Source organism: Cyanobacterium sp. (genome assembly GCF_054166785.1).
In genome coordinates, this window is sequence record NZ_JBSZCP010000002.1 from 40,510 (window position 1) to 47,480 (window position 6,971).

Below are 6,971 nucleotides of genomic sequence, written 5' to 3' on the forward strand. Positions count from 1 at the left end.
CACTGATTGTTGAGCAATGCTAAATATTTGTCAATTATTGATGTAATATTTTACTTACACTTTAAAGAAAACTTTTTATATTTATTTAAAGTTCCTGTTTTCAACAAAAAATAAGGAGAAAGTATTTAAGCCATTAATAGTATAATTAATTACTTGAAAATATCTTTAAAAGTGAATTATTGTATTACCTGTTCATGCCATAAACATAATGATTATCACAAATCGTAAACAAAAAAAAAATAAATTATTGACCATTAACAATGTGCTACTCATGGGAGGAATAATTATCACCTTATTTTTTATTATCCTTGCCTTAAGTGCATCGTTTTTACAAGATCAAAATATCATTCAAAATCCCCTAGAATCCCTTGTTAATCCTATTCATCAGCCCCCAAATAGTGAATATTGGTGGGGAACAACGGGACAAGGTTATGACGTATTTTCCAGAACAATTTTCGGTACTCAGGCGGCTTTTAAGGTTGTTATTTTAGCCACAGGATTAAGTTTAATAATTGGAGTTCCTTTGGGCTTAATTAGTGGTTATTTTGGGGGAAAATTAGATAAATTGTTACTGTTTTTAATGGATACTATTTATACTTTACCCGGTTTACTATTATCCGTTACCCTTGCTTTTGTGGTGGGTAGAGGAATTTTTAATGCGGCTATTGCTTTATCTATTTCCTATATTCCTCAATATTATCGTGTGGTGCGCAATCATACCACCAGTGTAAAAACAGAGCTATTTATTGAAGCCGCCCAAGCCATGGGGGCAACACCCCAAAGAATTTTGACAAAACACCTGTTTTTTAATGTGGTGCAAAGTGTACCTGTGTTGTTTACCCTCAATGCGGCGGATGCGATTTTAATTTTGGGAGGGTTAGGTTTTTTGGGTCTAGGATTGCCAGAGAATGTGCCAGAATGGGGTTATGACCTTAGATTGGCTTTGGATGGTTTATCCACGGGGATTTGGTGGACTGCGTTATTCCCTGGTTTAGCCATGACTGCCATGGTAACGGGATTGTCTTTACTGGGAGAGGGGTTAACGGAGTTTTTTGAGCCTCGTATTCGCTAATTTTATTCTTTTATTGTTGAGGTTTTGATGAGAAGTAAACATAATTCTGTTCGCAAAAGACAAAGGGTTAGACAACAGAAGCGAAAGAAAAAGAATCGTTTTTTTCTATTTTTAATGTTACTAGGTTTTTTACTTTTTAATCATTACGGTAATCCTCAATGGCGATCGCACTTTGAAAACAAATTAAGTTACGAAAATGTAGTTAGTTTTATTAATAGTTTTAATTTTAGAATCACATCATTAAAATCCCTAACTCAGGAGTTTATTACAGATTTTAATGGCCCCATAGTAATAGGTGATATTAACAGTCTTAATCATAATCGTTTTGCCGAAATAGATGCTAAGGCTTTACAAGTTCAATATTCGGGCAATTCTACCTCAGAATTAGCCAGTCTTTTAAGTCAATATGCCACCACCGATGAGGAAAAAGCAAGAATAATATATAGTTGGATTACCCATAATATTGCCTATGATGTGGTATCTTTAAATACCTTCATGAATTACAATATTTATCCAGATGTTAGTGTTAGAACGGTTTTAAATACCCGTGAAACTATTTGCTCTGGCTATGCTAATTTGTATCAACAATTAGCTCAAAATATGGGATTAAGGTCAGTTATTATTATCGGTTATGCCAAAGGTTTTGACTATGCCGTTGGTAATGATAGTAATGTTAACCATGCTTGGAATGGGGTTCAAATTGACGGAAAATGGTTTTTATTAGATCCTACATGGGGTGCTGGTACCATTAATGATAATCGTTTTGAGAAAAATTTTAATGACTTTTACTTTGCAACAAATCCTCAACATTTTATTTATACCCACTTCCCTGAAAATAATAAATGGCAGTTATTAGAAAATTCTTATACTAGGGAAAAATTTGATAATTTACCTACGGTTTCCCATCACTTTTTTAGAAATAAATTTGAATTAATCAGCCATAAAAATCACCACATCTTAGCTAATGGAGTCGTTGATATTACCTTAAAAGCACCTCGCAATTTAGTGGCGATCGCATCTTTACAAAAGAATGATCAACCAGTGGAAGGGCAACATACATTCGTCCAAAGACAAGGAGATTTTATTCAGATAAAAGCATCATTTCCCCACCGAGATAATTATCAGTTAAAAATTTTTGGTGGAGAACAAAGTCAAGAAAATAACTATCCTTTTATCCTTGCCTATGACATCACAGCAAATCAAATCGTAAGACAAGAATTTCCCTTTACATTTAGTCATTTTACCCAAAATAATGGTCTTTTAGTATCTCCTTTTAATGGACAGCTAAACTCAGGACAAAATAACTACTTTAAATTAAGGATTGATAACGCTACCGATGTGAGAGTTTTTGATAAATCCTCTAACCATTGGACAACCTTAACCCGTTATGGCAACCTATTTACTGGCAACGTAGAAGCCTCTCGGGGAGAAGTCATCGTTTATGCTCGGTTTCCGGGCGATCGCAATTTTTGGGGTTTATTACGCTATAACTAACAGTTGCAACTAGATCGCAATTAGGTTACTCTAGTCATGAAGCTAATGATAGTAATTATCAATAGTTTTAACCAGTAATCAAAATAAAAGATCAACAATTATGGCAAAAATAGGCTTATTTTATGGCACCCAAACAGGAAACACAGAAACCCTTGCCGAATCTATCCAAACAGCCCTTGGGGGAGACGGCGTGGTTGATTTACATGACGTTGCCGATGTCGAAATCGAAGAACTTGACAACTACCAATATTTAGTCATCGGTTGTCCCACATGGAATGTAGGGGAATTACAAAGCGACTGGGAAGGACTTTACGAAGACTTAGATCAAATTAACTTCCAAGGCAAAAAAATCGCTTATTTTGGTGCAGGAGATCAAATTGGCTATGCCGATAACTTTCAAGATGCCATGGGGATTTTAGAGGAAAAAATTAGCGAATTAGGGGGGCAAACCGTGGGTTATTGGTCAGCGGAAGGTTATGAATTTAACGAATCAAAAGCCCTAAAAGACGGTAAATTCGTTGGTTTAGCCATCGATGAAGACAATCAATCGGAGCTTACGGACTCTCGCATTGAGTCTTGGGTGGCTCAAATCAAACCAGCATTTGGTCTTTAATGCTTTTATCCAAGGGCGGATCAACATTCCCCTCAAACCTGTTAATAAAAGTTAACAGTATTTTTATTGCATTAATTTTGCAATTAAGTTAGTTTATGAATACGCTTATTGAATAATACTATTAATAAGTACCGTTTAAATTTTGATAATCTATGCAAACCTACGACAACCCGAACGTAAAATATGACTGGTGGGCAGGAAATGCCCGATTTGCCAACCTCAGCGGTTCATTTATTGCCGCCCACGTGGGGCAAGCAGCCCTGACAGCTTTTTGGGCTGGGGCTTTTACCCTTTTTGAGATCTCCAGATTTGACCCTAGTTTACCCATGGGTGAGCAAGGATTGATTCTTTTACCCCATCTAGCCACCCTTGGCTGGGGAGTGGGCGAAGGAGGAGCGGTAATTGATACTTATCCATACTTTGTAATAGGTTCGATTCACCTTATTTCCTCCGCATTTTTGGGGGCAGGAGCATTATTTCATACCCTAAAAGCGCCGGATGATTTGAAAAAAGCCGAAGGACAAGCAAAAAAATTTCACTTTGACTGGAATGATCCTGCTAAACTAGGACTTATCCTCGGACATCACTTGTTATTTCTTGGTTTTGGGGCTTTACTTTTGGCGGGGAAAGCCATGTATTGGGGAGGATTGTATGACTCTACCACCCAAACCGTCAGGTTAGTTACTAACCCCACCCTTGATGCGATGACTATTTATGGTTATCAAACCCATTTTGCTAGTATTTCTAGCCTTGAAGATCTTGTGGGAGGTCATATCTATGTGGGTATTATGTTAATTGGGGGTGGAGTATGGCATATTTTAGTACCTCCCCTCAAATGGGCAAGAAAAGTGTTAGTTTTTTCTGGGGAAGCAATTCTTTCCTATTCTTTAGGGGGCATTGCCTTGGCTGGTTTTGTAGCAGCTTATTTTTGTGCCGTCAATACCCTCGCCTATCCTGTGGAGTTTTACGGACCAGTATTGGAGGTAAAATTGGGAATTGTACCTTACTTTGCTGATACCGTTAATTTGCCCTATGGGGAAAATACATCCCGTGCATGGTTAGCAAATGCTCACTTTTTCCTTGCCTTTTTCTTCTTACAAGGACATTTATGGCACGCTATCAGGGCTTTAGGATTTGATTTTCGCCGAGTGGAAAAAGCCTTTGAGTCTCTGGAAGCCTAAAAAAGAAATGGTGAGATAGGAGGCTACTACATTAGATAAATACTTAACCTTCTCTCACCAGTCCCTTATCTTGGACAAAATTGGGAAATTGTCCATAGCTTATTAATGATTCTCTTTTCATATTAGCAGAAGGAAGTGGTAACGATCGCCGTTATCCTTTCTTCTTTTTTTTGGTGTTCAATTTGATTGGCACTAAGATAGATATATCTAAACACCTGATTTTGTAAGAGTGCAATGTTATCAGAGATCAAAAAAATAGCTACGGAAATCACCCCAAGATTAATTGAAATTCGGCGCCATTTTCATGCCCATCCCGAATTGAGCGGTAGGGAATATCAAACCGCAGCCTATGTGGCGGGGGTATTATCTTCCTGTGGCTTAAGGGTAAGGGAGGGGGTAGGAAAAACAGGGGTAATTGGGGAGTTGGAGGGGAAGGAAAAATCCCGTGGTTATCTGGCGATTCGGACGGATATGGATGCTTTACCTATCCATGAAATGAGTCAGTTGGAATATGCTTCTCGCAATGCAGGAATTATGCACGCCTGTGGACATGATTTACATACCACGGTAGGTTTGGGGACAGCGATGATTTTGTCTCGACTCAAGGATGAAATGAAAGGGAAGGTGCGTTTTTTATTCCAACCCGCCGAAGAAATTGCTCAGGGTGCATCTATGATGGTGGCAGATGGGGCGATGAAGGGTGTTGATGCCATTTTTGGGGTTCATGTGTTTCCGTCTATTCCTGCCCAAGTAATTGGGGTTAGATACGGGGCGCTCACCTCAGCCATGGATGATATTGAGATTACCATTCAGGGGGAGGCAGGCCATGGGGCTCGTCCTCATCAGGCTATTGATGCCATTTGGATTGCAGCGCAGGTGATTACTACTCTACAACAGGCCATTAGTCGTACCCAAAATCCCCTTGATCCTTTGGTGTTGACCATTGGGCAGATTAAGGGGGGTCGGGCGGCTAATATTATTGCGGATCAGGTTAAAATGGTGGGTACGGTGCGATCGCTCAATCCCCAATTAAGGGAAAATTTACCCCAATGGATAGGTAATATCGTCAAGGGGGTATGTGAGATGTATGGGGCAAAGGCGGAGGTTAATTATAAGTATTGTTTGCCTAGTGTGCAAAATGACCATGATTTAACCAAAATTTTGGAAAAGTCTGCCCTAGAGGCCTTTGGGGAAGATAAAGTGATTTCCATTCCTGAGCCTTCTTTGGGGGCGGAGGATTTTGCGGTTTATTTGGAACACGCCCCCGGGGCTATGTTTCGTTTGGGGGTAGGAAAGGAGGGACAACATAATTATCCCTTGCATCACCCCCGTTTTGTGTTGGATGAGTCCGCTATTTTTACGGGGGTGGTAATGATGGCTTATGCTGCTTATCGATATTTGGAGCAGTTATGAGTTACCGATGGCAAGACCTAATACTAGCATTCCTAAGACAAGGAAGGGTTGGGCGCTGGCTTGGTATTTAACATCATTTTTGAGAGGATCTCGTAAAAAGTACATATCTTGGAAGGTAATTTGAGGGATAATCAACAGGAATAATATGGCGGCATAGAGGTTTTTGTGGATGCTCACTAAATATAGTCCCATTCCCGCCTGAAATACATCGATCATAATTACGCATATCCAAGCGGCGGTGGTAATACCAAACATCACTGGTAATGATTTTAAGCCTAAAGTGCGATCGCCCTCTACACTCTTAAAGTCATTCACCACGGCAATCCCTAACCCTGCCATACTATATATAAGGGTAAGAACCACAATAGTCCAGTTTAACTCCCCAAATAAAGCATGACCAGCCCACCAAGGAAGGGCGATATAACTAGAGCCAAGGGCATAGTTCCCCAACCAGCCATTTTGTTTTAACTTGAGAGGAGGGGCAGAATAAATATAGGATACAAACGAGCCTCCAATGGCTAAACAGGTTAGTACAGGGAAATCATGACCAGCCCAAACATCCAACCCATAGGATATGGCAATACCCCCAATTAATAACACAATAATTTGCGTCACCACTTGGGGAATGGTAATCGCCCCCGAAGGAATAGGACGATAAGGCTCATTGATAGCGTCAATGTCTCGATCATAAAAATCGTTAATAGTCTGGGTATAACCCGTTAAAAGGGGTCCTGACATAAACATACAAGCAAGGGCAATCAAGAAATGTTCCACACTCCACACATATCCCCCCGAAGACGCAGCCCCACAGACAACCCCCCATATCAAAGGAATCCAAGTGATGGGTTTCATTAACTGTAATCTTATCTGCCAGATGTTTTTGCCTTGACTAGCTCCCTTCATCCCCAACATTTGTCTGGCTTTTGAGCCTTTATCCTCTCGCTCTAAATCAACTTTTGTAAAGTCTTTATTTTCTGCTTCAGTCATAATCTTAATTAATAATTAATTTTTCCCATAAGTAAATAGTAAGTGACTTCTCCCACACTGAATCAAAGATTACAGTGATCGGGTAAGGTTTGAGAGTCACCTCTCGCCCCTCCCCTAAGAACCGTGCGTGACAGTTTCCCATCACACGGCTCAAGCCTTACTTCAAGCCTTCAACTTGGATTTTGAGTGTACCTGTTTATGACACGTCTTG

At 39.8% G+C, this 6,971-nt stretch carries 6 protein-coding genes; 5 read left to right on the forward strand and 1 reads right to left on the reverse strand.

The window, feature by feature from the left end; translation table 11 throughout:
- The first annotated feature begins 208 nt into the window (after positions 1-208).
- The 5 genes from ACXITR_RS00385 to ACXITR_RS00405 all read left to right on the forward strand — a co-directional run bounded on the left by ACXITR_RS00385 (position 209) and on the right by ACXITR_RS00405 (position 5,773).
- Positions 209-1,072, forward strand: coding sequence for an ABC transporter permease (locus ACXITR_RS00385; RefSeq protein WP_457995248.1), 864 nt, complete (start codon positions 209-211; stop codon positions 1,070-1,072).
- A gap of 27 nt (positions 1,073-1,099) precedes the next feature.
- Complete coding sequence (locus ACXITR_RS00390) at positions 1,100-2,566, forward strand: transglutaminase domain-containing protein (RefSeq protein WP_457995249.1); 1,467 nt, start codon at positions 1,100-1,102, stop codon at positions 2,564-2,566.
- 100 nt (positions 2,567-2,666) lie between these two features.
- Positions 2,667-3,179 (forward strand): flavodoxin FldA, encoded by a 513-nt coding sequence (gene fldA, locus ACXITR_RS00395; protein WP_457995250.1) that lies wholly within the window; start codon positions 2,667-2,669, stop codon positions 3,177-3,179.
- Positions 3,180-3,331: 152 nt separating this feature from the next.
- Positions 3,332-4,360 (forward strand): chlorophyll a/b binding light-harvesting protein, encoded by a 1,029-nt coding sequence (locus ACXITR_RS00400; RefSeq protein WP_457995251.1) that lies wholly within the window; start codon positions 3,332-3,334, stop codon positions 4,358-4,360.
- Between the two features lie 234 nt (positions 4,361-4,594).
- Positions 4,595-5,773: a M20 family metallopeptidase gene (locus ACXITR_RS00405; RefSeq protein ID WP_457995252.1), complete on the forward strand. Its 1,179-nt coding sequence runs from the start codon at positions 4,595-4,597 to the stop codon at positions 5,771-5,773.
- Here ACXITR_RS00405 and chlG read toward each other — a convergent pair.
- A complete protein-coding gene (gene chlG, locus ACXITR_RS00410) occupies positions 5,768-6,760 on the reverse strand; it encodes a chlorophyll synthase ChlG (protein ID WP_457995253.1) in 993 nt (330 codons plus the stop codon). The genes ACXITR_RS00405 and chlG overlap by 6 nt on opposite strands.
- Positions 6,761-6,971: the final 211 nt, after the last annotated feature.